Genomic DNA, 17,321 nt, shown 5'->3' with positions numbered 1-17,321 from the left:
GCGCCCTCAGGCCGCCGCCCCCGCATCCAGGATTTTTCTGACGAAGACAGGCACTGCCGTATGCCCTCCATCACCACCTCTCCGCCCACCCCTCTCCCGGCCACCGACCGGCCGCGCGGTCTGCGCGCCAAGCCCTGGCTGACGCTGATCGCCGTCGCGTTCGGCCTGTTCATGGTCGGTCTCGACGGCTCGGTCGTCTCGATCGCCAATCCCGAGATCGGCCGGAACCTCAACGCCTCGACGGCCGATCTCCAGTGGGTGACCAACTCCTATCTGCTGGCCCTCGCCGCCACGCTGATCCTCGGCGGCAAGCTCGGCGACCGGTTCGGCCGCCGCACCTTCTACCTGGTCGGCGTCGCGGGCTTCACCCTCGCGTCCGTCGCCATCGGGCTGGTCGGGTCCATCGAGGGCGTCATCGCCTTCCGGGCCGTGCAGGGCTTCTTCGGAGCCCTGCTGATGCCCAACACGCTGGGAATACTGCGGGCGGTGTTCCCGCCGCGGAAGTTCGGCATGGCGGTCGGCATCTGGGCGATGGTCTCCTCGGTCTCCACCGCCCTCGGCCCCATTGTCGGCGGACTGCTCGTCCAGCACGTGAACTGGGAGTCCGTCTTCTACGTCAACGCCCCCATCGGAGTCCTCGCGCTCGCCTTCAGCGCCGTCGTCCTGCCGCAGAGCAAGAACGCCGCGGCCTCCGACGAGAGCTTCGACGTCGTAGGCGTCATCCTGCTCGCGCTGGGGCTGCTCGCCGTCGTGTTCGGCGTCGTCAAGGGCGAGACGTGGGGCTGGAATGCGAGTGGCACGCTGGGCGCGATGACGGCGGGTGTCGTGATCCTGCTGCTCTTCGGTCTCCACGAGACCCGGACCGCCGCGCCTTTGCTGCCCATGCGCCTGTTCCGCAACCCGGCTCTGACCATCGGCACCGTCATCACCGCCCTGAACTTCTTCGTGCTGCTCGGGGTGATCTTCTTCGTCATGCTCTACCTCCAGAACGTGCGCGGTTTCTCCCCCGTCGAGGCCGGTGTGCGCACCCTGCCGCTGAGCCTCGCCTCGGTCGTGGCGTCCCCGCTGGGCGCGGCGCTCACAGCGCGGTTCGGCCCACGTCTGACCATGCCGCTCGGCATGGCGCTCCAGGCCGTCGCCTGCTTCGCGATGCTGGGGTGGAGCACGGAGTCGTCGTACACCGCCACGTGGCCGCCGTTCATCGCGCTCGGCCTGGGCGTGGGCATGGTGATGGCGTCCTCGTCCGACGCCGTCGTCGGCAACGCGCCGGTGCAGGACGGCGGGGTCGCGGGCGGGCTCCAGTCGACCGCGCTTCAGGTCGGTGGCGCGCTCGGCACCTCGGTGCTGGTGTCGCTCATCGGCAGCAGGGTCGGCTCGACTCTGACCGGCGAACTGACCGGGGCAGGAGTACCGGTGCAGGCCGCACGGGGCCTGAGCGAGGCGAAGGACGCCGTGGCGATGGGAGTCGCGCCGGTATCGGGGGAGACGCCGACCCAGCTGAAGGCCTCCGTGGTCGAGGGAAGCCACCAGGCTTTCATGAACGGCGTGCATACGTCGGTACTGGTCGCCGGTGTGCTGTGCGTCGTGGGCGCGGTGGGGGCGGCTGTGGGCGTGACCGGGCGGCAGCCGGCCGGACAGTAGGTCCTCGTCGACGACCTCGCCGTTCACGAGGCGGTCGGCGCCAGGCGCAGAAATCCCTCGAGGTCGCGGTACGGCTCCAACTCGTCGGCGGTGACCGTGGCCGGTGATGTGGTCGCGAGTCTGCCCCGGCGTCGGGTCCCGTCCCTGCCGACCGATGAGGGCGGCGGCCTGACGGCGTAAGGGTTGGTGAAGCAGCACGTCGGGGCGGCCGACCAGGCTTCGGTCACCCCGATGACGCCTCGCACGGGCCGCCCCACCACCCACACGCGTTTCTCGAAGCGCACGAAGTCCCGCACGCTGGGCGGCTCGAGCGGCGGCGGCAGCCGCACCTCGGGCATGTGAGGAGCCGTCGGGAAGCCGGGCGTTGCGACCCCCGGCGCGCAAGGAGCACGCCGAGTCCGTCGCCGGAGCGGATCAATTCCCTCAGCGAGGCGCACGCAGGGGACCGGGCCGCAAGTCCCCCCTCCTCCGCGACGGCGACCCGGCGCTGGTGTCGGTGCCCATGGGTGGCGAAACGCGTGCACGGCTCCGGGCCCCTGCGGCCTTCGACAGTCACCGCACCACACCCCGCACTTGACACGCCCACTTATCGGTAACAGTGTATCCATTATGAGTACCTGGTCTGAGCCGCAGTCCGATTCCCGGTTCGTCGTGGTGAACGGGCTGCGGATGCACTACAAACGCGCCGGTCAAGGGCCGGCGCTCGTACTGCTGCACGGCAGCGCGTCGTCGCTTCAGCACTTCGACCGTGCGGCGGACCTGTTGTCGGAGTCGTTCGACGTCATCCGCCCCGACCTGCCGGGGTTCGGCCTGACCGGCCCGAGCACGGACCGCGACTACCGCGTCCCGGCCTACACCGCGACGGTGGCGGGCTTCCTGGAGGCGTTGGCCGTGCCCCGCTGCGCGGTGGTCGGCAACTCACTGGGCGGCAACATCGCCTGGAACCTCGCGCTGGACCACCCGGAGCGACTGACCGGCCTGGTGCTGGTCAATGCCACCGGCTACCCGGAGAAGACAGTGCCGACGGGCATGCGCCTGGCCCGGAACCCGCTGCTGCGCCCCCTGTTGCGGCGCGTGATGCCGCGCGGCGCCATCGAGCGCAACCTGCGCGCGACCGTCGGCCCGAGCTCCACGGTCGTGGACGACGCCATGGTGGACCGCGCCCACCAGCTCATGAGCAGGCCCGGGAACCGCTCGGCGTTCGTCGACTTCTGCAATACCGACCAGCCCGACCGTTCAGCGCAGATCCCCCGCATCGCGGTTCCCACACTCGTGCTGCGCAGCGCCGGCATCGACGGTCAGCACTTCACACGCGACATCCCCGGCGCCGAGGAGTTGGTGCATCCGCACGGCGGTCACCTGCTGCCGGAAGAGGAACCGCGGTGGGTCGCGGACGCGATCGCGCAGTTCCTCGGCTCCACCACCGACACCCCCACGCACTGAGGCCGAGGAGGCCCGCTCCATGAAGTACTTCGTCGCGTCCGGCGAGGACCTACGGCTCACCGCCGACTCGCGGCAGGCCCTGCGCGGCAGTTTCATCGAGCTGTCGGACGGCGTCACGCACTACGAACTGACCGGCCCGGAGGAGGCCGACGTGGTCGTGATGGCGGGCGGACTGACCGTCCCGCTGTTCTACTGGGACGGTCTCGTCGCCGAACTGCACGCCCGCGGGCTCCGGACCCTGACCTGCAGCGCGTACGGCCGGGGCTACTCGGACCGGGTGCGGGCCCGTTACGACGAGGGTCTGTTCGCGCGGCAGCTGTCCGAGCTCACGGACCGGCTCGGCCTGACCCCGCGGCCGCTGCACCTCGTCGGTACCTCCATGGGCGCGTTGATCGCCATGACCTACGCCGCCCAGCACCGAGCGGCGGTGTCCACACTCACCGTCGTCGGCCCCGCCGGCCTCGCGAAACCGCGACTGACCTCCCCGCACCGGCTGCTGCGCAGCGACCTGCTCGCCGGCCTTGTCGCCCGGCGACGCGGACGTCGGATACTCCGCGATCACCTCGGGCACAACGTCCGCGACCCCGGACTCGGCGCGACACTGACGGAGATGGTCCTCGACTCCTTCCGATTCGAGGGTTCGCTGTACGCGGTCTTCGACACGCTGCAGCACCTGCCCATCTCCGGCCGTGACGATCTCTTCCGCCGGACCGGGACGCTGGACATCCCGACGCTGCTCCTCTGGGGCGACGAGGACAACGTCACGCCACTGGTCCACTTCGACACGGCACGCGCCTTGCTGAAGCCCCGTCACCATCACGTGATCCCGGAATGCGGGCACATGGCCCCGTTCGAACAGCCCCACAACGTCGCGGACCAGATCGCCCCGTTCGTGACCGCACAGAGCGAGAGGCTCGACTCGTGAACAACCCGGAGGTCATCGACGTCCTGGTCGTCGGTGCGGGCCCCTCGGGCACCACCGCGGCGATCGACCTCGTGCGCCGGGGGCTCGATGTACGGATCATCGACAGGTCTCCCCATGCCTTCGACGGCTCCCGGGCCAAGGGCGTCCAGCCCCGCAGCCTCGAAGTCCTCGAAGACCTGGGCGCCCTGCCCGACGTGCTGGCGGGCGGCAGCGCGTACCCCAAGCTCGGCATCCATGCCGGCCCCCTGGCCGTGCCGTGGAGGATGTTCACCCACAGGGAGGCGACTCCGGACGTCCCGTACCCGAACACCTGGCTGATCCCTCAGTTCCGCACGGACCGCGCACTGCACGCCCGGCTCAGCGCGCTCGGCCACGAGATCGAGTTCGGCACGGAACTGACCGACCTGACGCAGCACGAGGACGCGGTGGTCGCAACGGTGGGGAGCGCGGACGGCACGGAGGAGATCGTCACCCGATACGTCGTGGGCGCCGACGGTGGTTCCAGCGCGGTGCGCAAGCGGCTCGGCATCGGCTTCGTGGGGACCACGGACGAGAGCGACCGGATGCTCATCGTCGACGCCTCGGTGGCCGGTCTGGCCCGCAACCGGTGGCACATGTGGCCCGGCCGGGGCGGCAAATTCATCGGCGCCTGCCCGCTCCCGCACAGTGACATGTTCCAGTGGATGATCCGTCTCACCCCGGACGAGCAACCGCCTGCCGAGAAGGACGGCATCGTCCAGCGGATCCACCAGCACACCCGCAACCGGGGCATCCAGTTGCACGACATTCACTGGACGTCGGTGTTCCGGCCCAACATCCGCCTGGCGGAGCGTTACGGCCGAGGGCGGGTCTTCCTCGCCGGTGACGCCGCGCACGTCCACACCCCGGCCGGCGCCCAGGGCCTGAACACCGGCGTGCAGGACGGTTACAACCTCGGCTGGAAGCTCGGCCAGGTCCTCGCCGGGGCGGACGCCGCGCTGCTCGACACCTACGAGGCCGAGCGGCAGCCGATCGCCGCCGGGGTCCTGGGCCTGTCCACGGACAAGTGGGGGGGCATCGCCAAGCTCGACCCGTCGAGCATGAAGCGAGGCAAGGACGAGCAGCAGCTCGCCCTGACGTACTACGGCGGCCCGCTCGCCCCCGCCGACGGGATGCGCACCGGGACACTGCGTGCGGGCGACCGCGCGCCGGACGCCGAACTGCTCGGCGCCGACGGAACCGGGACCCGGCTGTTCGACGCCTTCCGCGGGCCGTTCTTCACCGCCATCGCCTACGGACCGGATGCCGCCCGGGACCTGGAACTGCTCTCCTGGCCGACGGCCGGCGCTCAGCTGAAGCGGCTGACGGTCGGGACGAGCGCGACCGACGGACTCGGCTTCCTCGACCCGGAGAACACGCTGAAGGACGCTTACGGCCTGACCGGCGACACCCTCCTGCTGATCCGTCCCGACGGCTACATCGGGCACATCGCCACTCGGGACTTCCTCACCACCACACAATCCGCCGCGCGGGCGATGACGCCATGAGAAGCGAGGAGCCGCACCCCATGTCCCACCAGCCAGACATGTTCCCGTTCGGGGGTCACCGCATGAGCCGCGTACTGCTGCGCGGGGCGCAGGTCATCACGATGACGCCGGGCCGTCCCGACGCCGAGCATGCCGACATCCTCGTCGACGGCGACCGTATCGCCGCCGTCGGCGAGAACATCGAGGCATCCGACGCCGAAGTCGTCGACTTCCCCGGCCGCATCGTCATCCCCGGCCTCGTCAACGCCCACTTGCACACCTGGCAGACCGCCTTGCGCTCCGTGGGCGCCGACTGGACTCTGGTGGAGTACCTCACCCACCTCCACGGCGCGTGTGCCGGCCACTACACCCCGGCCGACCTGCACATCAGCAATCTGGTCGGCGCCATGAACCAGCTCAATTGCGGTACGACCACGCTCGGCGACTGGTGTCACAACGCCCGCTCCTCCGAACACGCCGACGCCGCCGTCGAGGGCTTGGCCCACGCCGGGATCCGGGCCGTGTTCCTGCACGGCACGGCCTACCGGTCGCCGGACACCGCTCACCCCCTCACCGAGATCGACCGGCTGCTCGACGGACCCGTCCGCAACCGCGCGCTCCTCACCCTGGGCATGGCACTGCAGGGGCCGCAATACTCCTCGCCCGACACCGCGCTGGCCGATTTCCGAGCCGGTGCGGAACGCGGCCTCGTCGTCTCGATGCACCAAAGCGGGGGCGAACCCTCTCCCGGCTGGGAAGCCGTGCGCGCCGCCGGACTCTTCAGCCCGCTGACCAACATCGTGCACGGGGTGGACCTGCCCGACGACTGGATCAAGACGCTCGTCGAAGCAGGCGTCACCTTCACCAGCACCCCGGAGAACGAACTGGGCCAAGGACACGGAACACCCATCACCGGGTCACTGCTGCGCCTGGACACGGCGCCCTCCCTGGGCACCGACATCGACACCGCCGTGCCCGGCAACGTCCTCACGGCCGCCCGCATCGCCCTGGCCCACCAGCGCAGCCTGAACCACGCCCAGCACCGACAGACGACAGGCCTGCACGCCAACACCCACTCGGTCACCGCCAAGCAGGCCCTGACCTGGGCCACGGTGGAAGGCGCGAGGGCCCTGGGCCTCGCCGACCGGGTCGGCCGGATCGAGGCGGGCATGCAGGCCGACCTGGTGGCCGTCGACGCCCGGGCCCTCAACCTGTGGCCGGCACACGATCCGGTCGCCACGGCCCTGCACGCCGACATCGCCAACATCGAAGCCGTGATGGTCGCCGGCACCTGGCGCAAACGCGATCACGCCCTGCTCACATCGCGGTTCGACGAGGTCAAGGACCAGCTCCGCGAGTCGGGAGAGCGACTGTTGCGCAGCATCGGGCACGCAGGCAAAGAGGGCTGAACGCTGTCGGGACATGCTCACCTCTGCGGAGCTGCCTCTGGCCGTTGAACGGGATCCGGCCGAAGGAGCAAATGCGTCGCTGATCTCTTCGGGCTGATCGCGCCGCTCTGTCAGGCCTCGTCGCGCAGGCGGGCCAGCCCGCTGAGAAGAAGCTCGAGACCGAAGGAGAACTCGTCCTCGATCGGCACGGGCAACACCCCGGCAACGGTGACGGTGGCCGGGAACAGGTCGGGATCCACGCCACGAAAGACGGCCGCCGACGGTGCGTCGGCGGGCTGTCCCGCGCCGCCATGCCCGTTGACCTGTACGGCGAACCCGAGGACATAGCGGGCCAGGGTCGCGAACGCGTACGCGGCGACCCGCGGTGTGAAGCCACAGTCGAGCAACACCGCGACGCAGCGCTCCCGCAGTGCCATGGCGTTGGGTCCCAAGGGAATCTGCTCGACCAGCAGGCGCGCCGCGTTACGGTGCCGGGCCAAGGCGGCGAACATGGTGTGCGCGACCGTCCGCAGTGCCCGTTCCCAGCCCAGAGCGGCGAGTTCGTCGCCGTTCAGCTCCACGCTGCCGAACATGCGGTCCACGACATGGGCGACCAACGCCGCCCGGTTGTCGAAGTGCCGGTACAGCGTCGCCGTGCCCGAACCCAGACGTTGGGCCAGCGTCCGCATCGAGAGCGCGTCCGAGCCGTCCTCATCCACGATCTGCAGTGCTGTAGCGACGATGCGTTCCAACGGCACCGGTGGCCGCCCCGGAGAACGCCGAGCCGCAGGGTCCACCACGGAACGTCCCACCTCCTTGACCAGACCATAACAGTAACGCCGTAGCCGATACGGAGGTCGCCGATCGGCCCGAAGGCGTGATCGTTTCCCGGCACGCGGTGGCCGAATTCCCGTCTGCACAGACCTCGTCGCCACAGACCTTGCAGACCGCGGCGGACTCCATGACTCATGGGCAGGCATGGTGGCCCCACGCACAACCACACCCTGAACTATGTTGCCCCACCACATGTGCGCCTGACCTGCGCCTTCCTACGGTGTGCGAACACCCACCCGTCCCCACCGCACACGAGGAAGTGGCGCACATGGCATCATCAACCACCGCTCCCCCGCCCCCGGGCAACCTCAAGCGCATCGTCGCCGCCAGCCTCATCGGCACCACCATCGAGTGGTACGACTTCTTCCTCTACGGCTCCGCCGCGGCCCTCGTGTTCAACAAGCTGTTCTTCCCGGACTCCGACCCGCTCGTCGGCACCCTGCTGTCGTTCCTGACGTACGCGGTCGGGTTCGCCGCCCGGCCCCTGGGCGCGCTGGTGTTCGGGCACTACGGCGACCGGCTCGGGCGCAAGAAGCTGCTGGTGCTGAGTCTGCTGCTGATGGGCGGGGCGACCTTCGCCATCGGGCTGCTGCCCACGCACGCCTCCATCGGAACCGCGGCGCCGGTCCTGCTCACCGTGCTGCGGCTGGTCCAGGGGTTCGCACTCGGCGGTGAGTGGGGCGGTGCCGTGCTGCTGGTGTCGGAGCACGGCGACGCGCGACGGCGCGGATTCTGGGCCTCGTGGCCGCAGACCGGCGCGCCGGCGGGGCAGCTCCTCGCCACCGGTGTGCTGTCCCTGCTCACGGCCCTGCTGTCGGACGCCGCGTTCGGCAGCTGGGGCTGGCGGGTGCCGTTCCTGCTCTCCGGGGTGCTGGTGATCGTCGGTTTGTGGATTCGTCTGTCCGTCGATGAATCGCCCGTGTTCAAGCAGGCGTTGGCGGCGGCCGAGGCCCGCAGGTCCGACACCGCGGCGGAGGCCGAGAAGCTGCCGCTCGTCTCCGTGCTGCGGCACCACTGGCGTGACGTCCTGGTCGCGATGGGGGCGCGGATGGCGGAGAACATCAGCTACTACGTCATCACCGCGTTCATCCTCGTCTACGCCACCACCTCGGCCGGCGTCTCCAAGCAGACCGCGCTGAACGCGGTGCTGATCGCCTCGGCCGTGCACTTCGCCGTCATCCCGGCATGGGGCGCGCTGTCCGACCGGATCGGCCGGCGGCCCGTGTATCTGCTGGGCGCGGTGGGCGTCGGGCTGTGGATGTTCCCGTTCTTCTCGCTGATCGACACCGGGGGTTTCGGCAGCCTGATCCTCGCCGTCACCGTCGGCCTGGTCCTGCACGGGGCGATGTACGCGCCCCAGGCCGCCTTCTTCTCCGAGATGTTCGCGACGCGGATGCGCTACTCCGGTGCGTCGATCGGCGCCCAGTTCGCCTCGGTCGCGGCGGGCGCGCCCGCCCCGCTGATCGCCACCGCGTTGCTGTCCGACTACGGCAGTTCCACACCGATCGCCCTCTACGTGATCGCCGCCGCCGTGCTCACGGTCGTCGCGGTGGCGGCGGCCAAGGAGACCCGCCACCGCGACCTGGCCGACGTGGCTGTCCCCGCCGGTCAGGAGCCCGGCCGGGCGGCGGCCGTGGAGGACGCCCGGACCGTGTGATCCGTCAGGAACCCGTGGCCGCGCCGCGGCCACCACCGGCCCCCGTGCGTCCCGCGTACGGGGGTCAGTGCTGTGCCGGCGCCGACAAACGGTGCAGGCGCAGCGCGAGTTGGATCTCCAGGGCCCGGGCCGGGCTCTGCCAGTCGTCGCCGAGGAGGCGCCCCACGCGCTCCAGGCGCTGGGCGACCGTGTTCACATGGACGTGCAGTTCGTCCTTGGTGCGGGCGGGGCTCATGCCGCAGGTGAAGTACGCGTCCAGGGTGCGCAGCAGTTCCGTGCCGCGTCGGCGGTCGTAGGCGACGACCTCGCCGATGGTGCGGTCGACGAAGCCCGGGATGTCCCGGTCGCCGGCCAGGAGCAGCCCCAGGAACCCGAAGTCCTCGGCGGCCGCCCCGTCCCCGCGGCGGCCCAGGACCCGCAGGGCCTCAAGGCAGCGGTTGGCCTCCGCGTAGGCCGTGGCCACGGCCCCCGGGCGGTCGGCGAGGTCCTCGGCGGGAGCGGAGGCGCCGACCGTGACCGTCGCGTGGACCGCTGTGCCCAGGTGCCGGGCCGCGCGACGGGCCAGATCGGTCGCGGTGTCGCCGGGCCCGAGGGGCAGCAGCAGGACGGTGCCCCCGTCGCGGGCGGCCGCCAGGCCGTGCCGGGTCGCCGCCAGGTGGGAGGCCGCCGCCGCCAGGCGTCTGCGGGCGTCCGCCTCCTGGTCGGCATCGGTGGGCTCGCCCTCCAACCGCGCGGCCAGCACCACGTGCAGCGCGTCGAGGTCGGCGTGGAGCCGCGCCGCGCGCTCCCGCAGCAGGCGCGGGTCACGGGCACGGGCGTCGAGCAGGTCGTCGAGCAGCTCGCCGCGCACGCGCTGCTCGGCCTCGGCCGCGGACCTGCGGGCCAGGAGCAGCAAGGAGGTGACCATTGCGGCCCGCTCCAGAGTGCGCTGGTCGACGGGGTCGAGTCCCGGGTGCCCGCGCAGCACCAGTGCGCCGAGCAGTTCGCCGCCGGCGGCGACGGCGGCGATCCAGTCGTCCTCGTGGAGCACCGCGTGTCCCTGAGCGCCGGACTTCTCCAGGGCGGCGGCGGGTGCGGCGGCGGCCTCGGCGAACTCGACGGTGCCGTCGAGGATCTCCGAGACGGCCGCGGCCACGTCGTGCACTCCGCCGCCGCGCAGGACGAGTTCGGCGAGCCGGTCGTGCACGTCGGAGGCGCGCTCGATGACGCCGCTGCGGTCCCGGATGATCTCGTTCGCCCGCTCCAGGCCGGCGAGGGCCGACCGGGTCTCGGCAAGCAGATTCGCGGTGTCGATGGCGGCCGCGGCGAGGGCGGCGAACGACCCGAGCAGGGCGATCTGCTCCCGCTCGAAGACGCGGGCGCGGCGGTCGGCGGCGAACAGCACGCCGATGACGTGGTGCCCGAGCGTCAGCGGCACACCGAGGATGGCCACCAGCCCCTCGTCCCGCACGCCCGCGTCGATGGTGAGGGTGTGCTGGAAGCGGTCGTCCTTGAAGTAGTCGTCGGTGACGTAGGGGCGGGCCGTCTGTGCGACGAGACCGCCGAGCCCCTCCCCCATGCCGAGCCTGAGCTGCTGGAACCGGGCCGCGACCGAGCCCTCGGTGACCCGCATGTAGGTGTCGCCGCGCTCCGTGTCGTGCAGGCTGAGGTAGGCGACGTCCGTGCCCAGCAGCGAGCGGGCGCGCTGGACGATCGCCTGGAGCACCGCGTCGAGGTCGCGCAGCCCGGCGAGGTCGTGGGCCGTCTCGAACAGTGCGGACAGCTCGGCCTCGCGCCGGCGTCGCCCCTCCAGCTCGGCGCGGACGCGCAGGGCGAGCGGCTTGGCCTGCCGGAGCGCGGCGATCCACTCCGCCGGGCGCCCCTCGGCCCGTGCGAGCAGCTCCGGCTGCTCGTAGGCGTCGGCCGACGCGCCCCTGGCCAGGAGCTCGAGGAACGGCACTTCGGCGGACTGCGTGTGATCGCTGGACATGCTCACAGGATTCACCATGACCGGGTCGCCCCGTCAGCCCTGTGGACAACTCCCGGGGCCGACGGGAGCGGCCGCTCAGTGGGCGGTCCAGCCACCGTCGAGCACGAGCGAGGTGCCGGTCACGAAGGAGGCCTGCGGGCCGCAGAGATACGCCACCGCCTCGGCGACCTCCTCCGGTTCGATGAGCCGTTTGACGGCGCTGTCCTGCAGCAGCACCTCGGACAGCACACGTTCCTGGGGGATGCCGTGTGCCTGGGCCTGGTCGGCGAGCTGCTTCTCCACCAGTGGGGTGCGCACATAGGCGGGGTTCACACAGTTCGAGGTGACACCGTGGGGCGCGCCTTCGAGGGCGGTGGTCTTCGACAGTCCCTCCAGCCCGTGTTTGGCCGCCACATAGGCCGATTTGTAGGCCGAGGCGCGCAGCCCGTGCACGGAGGACACATTCACCACGCGGCCCCACCCCTGTCCGTACATGTGGGGCAGGGCGCCGCGGATGAGCCGGAACGGCGCCTCCAGCATCACGGTGAGCACCGTGTGGAAGACCTCGGGCGGGAATTCCTCGATGGGGCGCACCAGTTGGAGACCGGCGTTGTTGACGAGGACGTCGGTGCCCGCGGCGGCGAGTTCGGCGGCGTCGAGGTCGGTGAGGTCGAGAACGTGCGGCTCCACCGTCCCGGCGAGGCCGTGAGCCTGGCCGGCCAGGGCCTCCAGGCCCGCCGCGTCCCGGTCGACGGCTCTCACCTTGGCCCCGGCCGCCGCGAGCCGCAGCACGCAGGCACGGCCGATGCCGCCGGCGGCGCCCGTGACGAGCGCGGTGCGGCCGCCCAGGTCGAGCGGGGAGGCGTGGGGGGTGGGGAGGGCGCGGTACGCGGTCATAGGGGGACCCTAGGCAGCGCCCGGTCCCCACCCCATGTGGTCACGCCCCATAGTTCAGCTGATGGCAGTGGGGTCGAACCATGTGGGGGCGTCCGACAGGGCCAGCTTGATCCGGTGCAGGCCGAACTCGTCCAGCTCGGGGAGCGCGTCGACGTCGAACCAGGCGACGTCGAGCGACTCGTCGTCGTTGACCCGTGCTTCGCCGCCGACGGCCCGGCAGCGGAAGGTGATGTCCATGTACTGGCAGATGTCGCCGTTCTCGTACGTGACCGGCTTCAGGGCCTGAACGAGGACGACCCGTTCGGCGACGCAGTGGACGGCCGTCTCCTCGCGGACCTCGCGCACCGCGCAGGCGGCGGGCTGTTCCCCGGGATCGGGGATGCCGCCGAGCACCGACCACCTGCGGGTGTCGGCCCGGCGGTTGAGCAGCACTCTCCCCTCGTCGTCGAAGACGAGGGCGGTGACTCCGGGCAGCCAGAGCAGCTGCCGGCCGGCCGAGGCGCGGAGGGTGCGGATGAAGTCGGGAGTAGCCATGCCATCGACCCTAACGGGCCGCTCACGGCGCCCCGGCGCGCTTCAAACGGCGTACGACGGGCGTACGGTCACACGTCACGGGCGCGTCGCCCGCGCAGCCCGGCGCCGACCGCCCAGCCGAGCCCGCCGGCCGCGACCAGCACGAGGGCGATCTCCGGCAGGATGCCGAGCCGGGTGGCAGGGGTCTGCGAGGACCGCAGCGGCACCTTCTGCACGAGGGAGTCGGCCACGAACATGCCGGTCTTCTGCGTGATCCTGCCGTCGGGCATGATGACCGCGCTGACACCGCTGGTCACGGGCACCGTCACGGTCCGGCTGTGCTCGACCGCGCGGACCCGGGACATGGCGAGCTGCTGGTAGGTCATCTCGCTGCGGTCGAAGGTGGCGTTGTTGCTGGGCACGGAGATCATCTGGGCGCCGTCGGTGACCTCGGAGCGCACGGTCCAGTCGAAGGCCGCTTCGTAGCAGGTGACGAGGCCGACCTCGGCGCCGTCCATGGTGAACACGCCCGGCTCGGTGCCGCGGCTGAAGTCCTGGCGGACCATCGCCGTCCAGTTCTCGTTGATCGCGCCGATGAGCGAGCGCAGCGGCAGGTACTCGCCGAAGGGCTGGATCTGGCGCTTGTCGTAGGTGTTCACGGGCCCCTTGGCCGGGTCCCAGAGGATCTGCTCGTTGTAGAGCCTGCCGTCCCGCTCGACGACGCCGCCGACGGAAAGGGGCGCCCCGATGGACTTGGCGGCGGTGTCGATGACGGTGCGGGCGTCGGGGTTGGCGAAGGGGTCGATGTCGGAGGAGTTCTCCGGCCAGAGCACGAAGTCGGGTCGCGCGACCTTCCCGGCCTTGACCTCGGCGGCCAGCCGCTCCGTCTCGCGCGCGTGGTAGTCGAGTACGGCCCGCCGCTGGGAGTTGAAGTCGAGGCCGGCGCGCGGCACGTTGCCCTGGATCACGGCGACGGTCGCGGTGCCGTCCTCGGCCGTGTCGCTGACGAGCGGCCGGGCCGCGACGGCGCCCACGACGGGGACGGCCAGGCTCAGCAGGCCCACGGCCGCCGCGCCACGGCGCACCGCACCGGTCCTCCGCCATCGCACGGCCTGCCGGACCACTTCGTACAGCCCGAAGCCGCACAGGGCGACCGCGAAGCCCAGCACGGGGGTGCCGCCCACCGCGGCGAGCGGCAGGAACACGCCGTCGGCCTGGCCGAACGCGATCTTCCCCCAGGGGAAGCCGTTGAAGGGCGCACGCGCGCGTGCCGCCTCGCCGGCGATCCACACGGCCGCGGCCCACACCGGCCAGCCGGGCAGCCTGGAGACGGCCGCGACACCGGCGCCGACCGCCGCGACGAAGAGCGCCTCGATCGCCACCAGGGCGAGCCAGGGCCCCGGTCCCACCTCCACCCCGGTCCACACCAGCAGCGGCAGCAGGAAGCCGAGGCCGAAGAGGTAGCCGAGCCCGAGGGCCGCCTTCCCGCCGCGGCCGCGCAGCACCCAGCCGAAGACGGCGAAGGCCGGCACGGCCAGCCACCACAGCGTGCGGGGCGGGAAGGAGACATAGAGGAGCAGGCCGGAGAGCGCGGCTGCGGCGGCCGGGACGAGACGCACGAGCCGCCGGGCCCACGTCGGCGCCCCGGGCGCGGTCCGCGGCTCCAGCTGGTCCGGCTCGCCGACGGAGGTTGCGGTGACGGTCACTCCCGGAGTCTAAGGCGCGTGACCTGGCAGCCGACAGCGCGGTGGGCGCGGCGGACTTGCTGTTCAGTTCGTCACGAGACATCCCCAAACCGTCCACCAGCCGTTACGGTGTGCCAAGCCTCGCTCGTAGTGCCCGTGGTGGCCGGTGCGAACGGGGTCTTCACGAGTCGGGGGCGACGGTACGCCAGGGGGGCGGGCGGGGTGGGTTCCAGCGGGATGACGTCCGCGTCCGGTCCGGACGCGGACGGTGACAGACGAATCGTTTCCGACACGGCGGGTGTCGCAGTGCTGGGCGCCTGTGCCACGTGGTCGCTGATCACGGCGGCCGCGCACGACGGCAGGCCCGAAGGGGTGCTCCTCGCGGTGCTGGCCGTGGCCGCCGGGTACGCCGCCGGGCGGATCAGCGGGGCGTTGCTGCCGGTGGGCGCGCCCTGCGCGGGGGCGCTGGCGGGTATCGCCCTGACGGTGGCCGTTCCCCATCTCGCCCCGGCCCCGCAGATCGCGGCGCCCCTGGGGCACGCGGGCGCCACCGCCGCCGTACTGACCCTGTCGGCCGGTGCCGCGTGCTGCGCTGCCTGGGCCTCGCCGGTTCCGGCCGTCCGGTTCACTCTGCGTCTGCTGGCCGCCGGGACCGCGGTGCTGGCCGCCGTGCTCGGCTCCACCAGCGGCTCGGTGGCCTGTCTCGCGGTGCTGCTGTGCTCGCTGGCCGCCGGCCGTACGCGTCACCGGGGCGCCGTGCTGGCCGGGCTGGCCGCGGTCGCCGTCCTGGTCACCTCCCTGGTCTGGGCGGTCGCCGCGCGGGCCGTACCGGGCGGCCTGGTGGCGGCCGTCGAGGGGCGGCTGACGCCGCACCGGGTGCGGCTGTGGCAGGACGCGTGGCATCTGCTGGGGGACGACACCCTGTCGGGAGCCGGTCCGGGCCGCTTCGGGGAACTGAGCACAGCGTCCGCGCAGTCCCTGCTGTCCGACGACAAGCCGCACTCGGCACCCCTGCAACAGGCCGCGGAGCAGGGCGTCATCGGGGTCGCCCTGCTCGCGGCGGTGTTCGGCTGGGTCCTGTACGCCCTGTGGCGCGGCCCCCGCCCGGCCCCGGTGGCGCTCACCGCGGGCGCGTCCCTGACGGCGCTCGCCGCGATCGCCGCCGTCGGCAACGCGCTGAGCTTCACGGCGGTGTCCGTCGGAGCCGGTCTGCTGGCGGGCATGGCCACGGCACGCCCCCTCGCGGACGAGCCGTCGAGCCGTACGACGGGCACCCCGGCGCGCGGAGCGGGACGCACACCCGCACGGTGACGGGCGCGCACCCGGCGCCGCGGTGCGCGGCGATCACACCGCGTGATCACCACCTCTGATCACAGCCGGTGACATGCCCCCCGGGCGGCTCAGTGCGCGGGGGCGCCCGGCTTGCTGGGGCGCAGCCGTGCCTCGATCACCCGTACGGCCGCCTCCGCGTCGTCGACGGTGACCGTGAAGGTGTGCCCGTCCCACAGCTCCAGCTCGACGCCCTCGCCGCGTCGTACGACCACGGCGGTGCCCTTCTCGGGCCGCCACCGGTAGCCCCAGCCGCCCCAGTGGCGGGGGGTGACGTGGGAGATGTACGTGGCGCCGACCACGCTGGAGAGCGGGATACGGCGACGGGGGACACCGATGTGGCCGCAGCGCACCTCGAGGTGTTCCTGGTCGACCCGCAGGGCGACATGCACGAAGGCGAGCGTTCCGAAGAGGACCAGCAGCCCGGCGGCGATGCATCCGACGACGGCCATGACCAGCGGGGCGACGCCGGAGGTCCACGCCGAGTCGACGGCCAGCTCGATGCCGAGTGCCATGCAGGCGGCGCCCACGAGCGCCAGCAGCCACTGCACCCGGTTCGTGGCACGGCCGGTCCAGACGTCCGTGTGCGGGTGGGGGGCGTTCTCGCCGTGGCGGTGGTCCCTCATGCTTTGAGGGTACTCAGATTTCGCTCCGCCGGTACCTCGTGGCGGAGCGTGACTGCGCCGGGTGGGCGGCGCACCGGACGGGCCGGGCGGTCACCGTACGTGACCGTGCCGGGCGGTCAGCCGGCGGGCGTGACCGCCTGCAGCAGACGTCCTTCCGCATACGCCAGCGCCGGGGCGGGCAGGACGCCCTCGCGTCCGCTGAGCAGCACGGTGAGCGTGCCGTGCGGAGTGGCTCCGGGCGCGGGCTGCCGGCCGATGCGGCGCAGGGCCTGGGCGGCCACGGCCCCGGCGGAGCCGTGCAGCACGAGGGGCGGGCGGCCGGGGCGCTGGACGGCGGCCCGGATGCGCTCGGCCACCAGTTCGTAGTGGGTGCAGCCGAGGACGACGGTGGTCACCTCGGCCGGGGTGAGGGCGGCGGCCGCGGACACCGCCGCGTCGATCGCCGCCTCGTCCGCGTGCTCCACCGCCTCGGCGAGGCCCCAGCAGGGCACCTCGGTGACGGGCACGCCACCGGCGAAGTCCTTGATCAGGTTCTGCTGGTAGGGACTGCCCGTGGTGGCCGGGGTGGCCCAGATGGCGAGGTGCCCGCCACCGGCCGCGGCCGGTTTGATGGCCGGGACGGTGCCGATGACCGGGAGCTCCGGCTCCAGCCGGGCGCGCAGGGCGGTGAGCGCGTGCACGGTCGCGGTGTTGCAGCCGACGATCAGGGCCTCGGGGCGGCGGGCCGCGGCGGCCTCGGCGACGGCCAGGGCACGCTCGGTCAGGTCCTCGGGGGTGCGCGGTCCCCAGGGCATGCCGTCGGGGTCCAGGGAGAGCACGAGATCGGCGTCGGGGCGCAGCCGCCGTACCGCGGCGGTGGCCGCCAGCAGACCGATTCCGGAGTCCATGAGCGCGATCTTCACCCGATCACGATAGACGATGAGCGATATC

General features: G+C 72.1%; 15 protein-coding genes. 7 read left to right on the top strand and 8 right to left on the bottom strand.

Annotated elements, in window-relative coordinates; all coding sequences use genetic code 11:
- Window positions 1-60: 60 nt before the first annotated feature.
- Window positions 61-1,641 (top strand): MFS transporter, encoded by a 1,581-nt coding sequence (locus ACFV20_RS29400; protein WP_385661860.1) that lies wholly within the window; start codon window positions 61-63, stop codon window positions 1,639-1,641.
- Window positions 1,642-1,664: 23 nt separating this feature from the next.
- On the opposite strand, the gene ACFV20_RS29395 is transcribed toward ACFV20_RS29400, so the two are convergent.
- A complete protein-coding gene (locus ACFV20_RS29395) occupies window positions 1,665-1,979 on the bottom strand; it encodes a hypothetical protein (RefSeq protein WP_385661857.1) in 315 nt (104 codons plus the stop codon).
- Window positions 1,980-2,250: 271 nt separating this feature from the next.
- On the opposite strand from ACFV20_RS29395, the gene ACFV20_RS29390 reads away from it, so the two are divergent.
- Genes ACFV20_RS29390 through ACFV20_RS29375 form a run of 4 tightly spaced genes read left to right on the top strand, consistent with a single transcriptional unit; the run spans window position 2,251 to window position 6,923 of the window.
- Window positions 2,251-3,084, top strand: coding sequence for an alpha/beta fold hydrolase (locus ACFV20_RS29390; RefSeq protein ID WP_385661855.1), 834 nt, complete (start codon window positions 2,251-2,253; stop codon window positions 3,082-3,084).
- Between the two features lie 19 nt (window positions 3,085-3,103).
- Window positions 3,104-4,009, top strand: a complete 906-nt coding sequence (locus tag ACFV20_RS29385) for an alpha/beta fold hydrolase (protein WP_385661852.1) — start codon at window positions 3,104-3,106, stop codon at window positions 4,007-4,009.
- On the top strand, window positions 4,006-5,535 hold the full coding sequence (locus tag ACFV20_RS29380; RefSeq protein WP_385661849.1) for an FAD-dependent oxidoreductase: 1,530 nt from the start codon (window positions 4,006-4,008) through the stop codon (window positions 5,533-5,535). Before ACFV20_RS29385 ends, ACFV20_RS29380 begins: the two co-directional genes overlap by 4 nt.
- A gap of 20 nt (window positions 5,536-5,555) precedes the next feature.
- Complete coding sequence (locus tag ACFV20_RS29375) at window positions 5,556-6,923, top strand: amidohydrolase family protein (protein ID WP_385661846.1); 1,368 nt, start codon at window positions 5,556-5,558, stop codon at window positions 6,921-6,923.
- 110 nt (window positions 6,924-7,033) lie between these two features.
- On the opposite strand, the gene ACFV20_RS29370 is transcribed toward ACFV20_RS29375, so the two are convergent.
- On the bottom strand, window positions 7,034-7,660 hold the full coding sequence (locus ACFV20_RS29370; RefSeq protein WP_385661926.1) for a TetR/AcrR family transcriptional regulator: 627 nt from the start codon (window positions 7,658-7,660) through the stop codon (window positions 7,034-7,036).
- A 344-nt stretch (window positions 7,661-8,004) separates the two neighbouring features.
- Between ACFV20_RS29370 and ACFV20_RS29365 the strand changes: the two genes are divergently transcribed.
- The gene (locus tag ACFV20_RS29365) at window positions 8,005-9,393 is read left to right on the top strand and encodes an MFS transporter (RefSeq protein ID WP_385661843.1); all 1,389 of its coding nucleotides are present in this window, start codon (window positions 8,005-8,007) and stop codon (window positions 9,391-9,393) included.
- A 64-nt stretch (window positions 9,394-9,457) separates the two neighbouring features.
- Here the strand turns inward: ACFV20_RS29365 and ACFV20_RS29360 are convergent, their stop codons facing one another.
- From ACFV20_RS29360 to lnt, 4 genes are all read right to left on the bottom strand, one after another.
- Window positions 9,458-11,362, bottom strand: a complete 1,905-nt coding sequence (locus ACFV20_RS29360) for a helix-turn-helix domain-containing protein (RefSeq protein ID WP_385661840.1) — start codon at window positions 11,360-11,362, stop codon at window positions 9,458-9,460.
- Between the two features lie 75 nt (window positions 11,363-11,437).
- Window positions 11,438-12,238, bottom strand: a complete 801-nt coding sequence (locus ACFV20_RS29355) for a 3-hydroxybutyrate dehydrogenase (protein WP_385661837.1) — start codon at window positions 12,236-12,238, stop codon at window positions 11,438-11,440.
- A 54-nt stretch (window positions 12,239-12,292) separates the two neighbouring features.
- Window positions 12,293-12,772, bottom strand: coding sequence for an NUDIX domain-containing protein (locus ACFV20_RS29350; protein WP_385661834.1), 480 nt, complete (start codon window positions 12,770-12,772; stop codon window positions 12,293-12,295).
- A gap of 68 nt (window positions 12,773-12,840) precedes the next feature.
- The gene (gene lnt, locus ACFV20_RS29345; protein WP_385661831.1) at window positions 12,841-14,457 is read right to left on the bottom strand and encodes an apolipoprotein N-acyltransferase; all 1,617 of its coding nucleotides are present in this window, start codon (window positions 14,455-14,457) and stop codon (window positions 12,841-12,843) included.
- Window positions 14,458-14,673: 216 nt separating this feature from the next.
- On the opposite strand from lnt, the gene ACFV20_RS29340 reads away from it, so the two are divergent.
- Window positions 14,674-15,747 (top strand): O-antigen ligase family protein, encoded by a 1,074-nt coding sequence (locus tag ACFV20_RS29340; RefSeq protein WP_385661828.1) that lies wholly within the window; start codon window positions 14,674-14,676, stop codon window positions 15,745-15,747.
- Window positions 15,748-15,836: 89 nt separating this feature from the next.
- Here ACFV20_RS29340 and ACFV20_RS29335 read toward each other — a convergent pair whose 3' ends face one another.
- Together ACFV20_RS29335 and ACFV20_RS29330 are read right to left on the bottom strand one after the other, a co-directional pair.
- Window positions 15,837-16,391 carry a hypothetical protein gene (locus ACFV20_RS29335; protein WP_385661825.1) on the bottom strand — a complete coding sequence of 185 codons (555 nt, stop codon included), beginning with the start codon at window positions 16,389-16,391 and terminating at the stop codon, window positions 15,837-15,839.
- Between the two features lie 116 nt (window positions 16,392-16,507).
- Entirely contained in the window at window positions 16,508-17,293 is a 786-nt protein-coding gene (locus tag ACFV20_RS29330; protein WP_385661822.1) for a glutamate racemase, read from the bottom strand.
- Window positions 17,294-17,321: the final 28 nt, after the last annotated feature.

The organism is Streptomyces sp. NPDC059696 (assembly GCF_042733745.1).
Taxonomy (GTDB): Bacteria; Actinomycetota; Actinomycetes; order Streptomycetales; family Streptomycetaceae; genus Streptomyces.
The sequence above is the reverse complement of the archived record's forward strand: the minus strand, read 5'-3'. Positions and strand labels throughout refer to the sequence as shown.

What these genes read in the sequence shown, in the direction of transcription:
- ACFV20_RS29350 (WP_385661834.1), bottom strand. Translation starts at nt 12,772, where the DNA reads ATGGCTACTCCCGACTTCATCCGCACCCTCCGCGCCTCGGCCGGCCGG.
- ACFV20_RS29360 (WP_385661840.1), bottom strand. Translation starts at nt 11,362, where the DNA reads ATGTCCAGCGATCACACGCAGTCCGCCGAAGTGCCGTTCCTCGAGCTC.
- ACFV20_RS29365 (WP_385661843.1), top strand. Translation starts at nt 8,005, where the DNA reads ATGGCATCATCAACCACCGCTCCCCCGCCCCCGGGCAACCTCAAGCGC.
- ACFV20_RS29355 (WP_385661837.1), bottom strand. Translation starts at nt 12,238, where the DNA reads ATGACCGCGTACCGCGCCCTCCCCACCCCCCACGCCTCCCCGCTCGAC.
- ACFV20_RS29400 (WP_385661860.1), top strand. Translation starts at nt 61, where the DNA reads ATGCCCTCCATCACCACCTCTCCGCCCACCCCTCTCCCGGCCACCGAC.
- ACFV20_RS29390 (WP_385661855.1), top strand. Translation starts at nt 2,251, where the DNA reads ATGAGTACCTGGTCTGAGCCGCAGTCCGATTCCCGGTTCGTCGTGGTG.
- ACFV20_RS29375 (WP_385661846.1), top strand. Translation starts at nt 5,556, where the DNA reads ATGTCCCACCAGCCAGACATGTTCCCGTTCGGGGGTCACCGCATGAGC.
- ACFV20_RS29335 (WP_385661825.1), bottom strand. Translation starts at nt 16,391, where the DNA reads ATGAGGGACCACCGCCACGGCGAGAACGCCCCCCACCCGCACACGGAC.
- ACFV20_RS29395 (WP_385661857.1), bottom strand. Translation starts at nt 1,979, where the DNA reads ATGCCCGAGGTGCGGCTGCCGCCGCCGCTCGAGCCGCCCAGCGTGCGG.
- ACFV20_RS29340 (WP_385661828.1), top strand. Translation starts at nt 14,674, where the DNA reads ATGACGTCCGCGTCCGGTCCGGACGCGGACGGTGACAGACGAATCGTT.
- ACFV20_RS29385 (WP_385661852.1), top strand. Translation starts at nt 3,104, where the DNA reads ATGAAGTACTTCGTCGCGTCCGGCGAGGACCTACGGCTCACCGCCGAC.